Consider the following 1,723-nt stretch of genomic DNA (forward strand, 5'->3'; position numbering starts at 1 on the left):
GACCAGCTGGAACGGCCGCGTCGAGATCTCCTGGCCGGCGCCGGCCACGCCGATGATGACCGATTTGCCCCAGCCGCGATGGCTGGCCTCCAGCGCCTGGCGCATGACCTTGGTGTTGCCGGTGCAGTCGAAGGTGTAGTCCGCGCCGCCGATCAGGTCGCCGCCCCGCTTGGTCATGTTGACCAGATAGGGCACGATGTCGTCGCCGACCTCCTTCGGATTGACGAAATGCGTCATGCCGAACTTCTCGCCCCAGGCCTTGCGATCCGGGTTGATATCGACGCCGATGATCATGTCGGCGCCGGCAAGCCGCAGGCCCTGAATGACGTTCAGGCCGATGCCGCCAAGCCCGAAGACGATCGCCGTCGATCCGACCTCGACCTTGGCGGTGTTGATGACGGCGCCGATGCCGGTGGTGACGCCGCAGCCGATGTAGCAAATCTTGTCGAAGGGCGCGTCGGGATTGATCTTGGCGAGCGCGATCTCCGGCAGCACCGTGTAATTGGCGAAGGTCGAGCAGCCCATATAGTGATGGATCTTGTCCTTGCCGATCGAAAAGCGCGAGGTGCCGTCCGGCATCACGCCCTGCCCTTGGGTGGCGCGGATCGAAGTGCAGAGATTGGTCTTGCGCGACGTGCAGGAATAACACTCGCGGCATTCCGGCGTGTAAAGCGGAATGACATGGTCGCCCTTCTTGACCGAGGTCACGCCCGGGCCGACATCGACGACGATGCCGGCGCCCTCATGGCCGAGGATGGCGGGGAACAGACCTTCCGGATCGGCGCCCGACAGGGTGAAATCGTCGGTGTGGCAGATGCCGGTCGCCTTGACCTCCACCAGCACTTCGCCAGCCTTCGGGCCGTCGAGCTGCACGGTCATCACTTCCAGCGGTTTTCCAGCCTGAACGGCTACGGCGGCGCGAACGTCCATTTGATAATCCTTTCTATTAAATCATTTCGACAGCGAGATATGCAGAGCTACGACCTAGACATCGAAACGAGCTGCTTCCGCCTCATCCTCGTTATCCCGGCTCGACCTGACACCAGACCGCGAGAAGCGGCTGGGCCGTACATCTTATCGCAAAGGATTGCCCCGCATCATTCGCGAAAACTGTTCCGGTCGCGGCGGAAAACCATTGGGAATCGTCGAGGCAGATTTCGCCCGGCGAAAGCAGAATGAAGGCACGCGGTTGCGTCTGAACATGATCGGGAAAGCGCGTGTAGCGATCCATATAGATCACGCCCACCCGGAGATCGGCCCGCTCCTCCAGGCCGCCCGGACCGATCAGGACGGCGTGGGAGTGGGTGTTGCCGAAGTTCAGGCTGGCAAAGGGGCCGGTCCGGCCACGTCTCCACAGCAGTTTGTCGGCGAGACTTTTGAACTGACCGGCGATCGCCTCATATTTTCGTCCGGATTTTGCCAGATGGCCGATGGCGTCATCCAGCCCTCCTGGCACGCCGGGAAGAGGGTCGCCCTCCGGCCGCACCTTGCCTGTCTTGAGCAGCCTCTGCAGCACCTTGCCGGCAACGAAACTGGCAACGGCGGGAGCCTCAGCCGACAGCATCAGTCCGCCGATATCGTTGAGGAATTCCTGCAGCGGCCGAGGACGCCTTTCCCTGCCGATGTCGTGCAGCCTGATATAGGCCGGCTTTTCCTCATCGTTCAGGAGAAGGTCGGCACCAGGTCTGATTGGACGTTCCACCGCGCGCGCCACGTTCGGTCT

2 protein-coding genes are annotated in these 1,723 nt (G+C 62.2%); both read right to left on the minus strand.

Features of this window, described 5'->3' with window-relative positions; genetic code table 11:
* Positions 1–930, minus strand: a 930-nt coding sequence (locus AC13QO_RS29865) for an alcohol dehydrogenase catalytic domain-containing protein (protein ID WP_488542759.1), incomplete at its 3' end; no start/stop codon positions are given.
* Between the two features lie 91 nt (positions 931–1,021).
* Positions 1,022–1,714 carry a dimethylsulfonioproprionate lyase family protein gene (locus AC13QO_RS29870; protein ID WP_488542760.1) on the minus strand — a complete coding sequence of 231 codons (693 nt, stop codon included), beginning with the start codon at positions 1,712–1,714 and terminating at the stop codon, positions 1,022–1,024.
* Positions 1,715–1,723 lie beyond the last annotated feature (9 nt).

This window comes from Rhizobium sp. CNPSo 3670 (assembly GCF_057784555.1).